This window comes from Rhizobium sp. PRIMUS64, from assembly GCF_023006465.1.
GTDB classification, from domain to species: domain Bacteria; phylum Pseudomonadota; class Alphaproteobacteria; order Rhizobiales; family Rhizobiaceae; genus Rhizobium; species Rhizobium leguminosarum.
In genome coordinates this window covers 1-666 of sequence record NZ_JALBGX010000320.1, presented here as the reverse complement: position 1 = coordinate 666, position 666 = coordinate 1, and the positions used below count along the sequence as shown (strand labels likewise).

Below are 666 nucleotides of genomic sequence, written 5' to 3'. Positions count from 1 at the left end.
TTCGGCCAGCATCTGCTCGTCGCTCTTCATGATGCCGAAGTCGAGCAGCATGTCTTCGAGCTCTTCCATGGTAATCGGGGTCGGAATGGTCCCTTGGCCCGAATTGGCATGGATCTTCTCGGCTAGCGCCCGATATTCCCCGGCCTGCTTGGAGTCCGGCGCGTACTGGATCACCGTCATCTTCCTGAGCTCGGCGTGCTGGACGATGTTGTCACGCGGCACAAAGTGGATGAGCTTGGAATTGAGCCTGGCAGCCAGCGCCTCGGAGAGGTCGAGCTCGCGGTCCGTCTGGCGCTCGTTACAGATCAGGCCGCCGAGCCGCACGCCGCCGGAATGGGCATATTTCAGGATGCCCTTGGCGATGTTGTTGGCGGCATAGAGCGCCATCATCTCGCCGGACATCACGATGTAGATCTCCTGGGCCTTGTTCTCACGGATCGGCATCGCGAAGCCACCGCACACCACATCGCCGAGCACGTCATAGGAGACGTAGTCGACATCGTCATAAGCACCGTTCTCTTCGAGGAAATTGATCGAGGTGATGACGCCGCGCCCGGCGCAGCCGACGCCCGGTTCCGGACCGCCGGACTCCACGCACTTGATGCCTTTGTAGCCGGCCTTGAGCACGTCCTCGAGCTCAAGGTCTTCCACCGAACCTTCCTGCGC

1 protein-coding gene is annotated in these 666 nt (G+C 61.1%); it reads right to left on the bottom strand.

What is annotated here, in order from left to right; genetic code table 11:
* Positions 1–666 (bottom strand): nitrogenase reductase (nifH, locus tag MOV76_RS39350; RefSeq protein WP_167860909.1); only part of this gene is annotated, 666 nt, incomplete at both ends.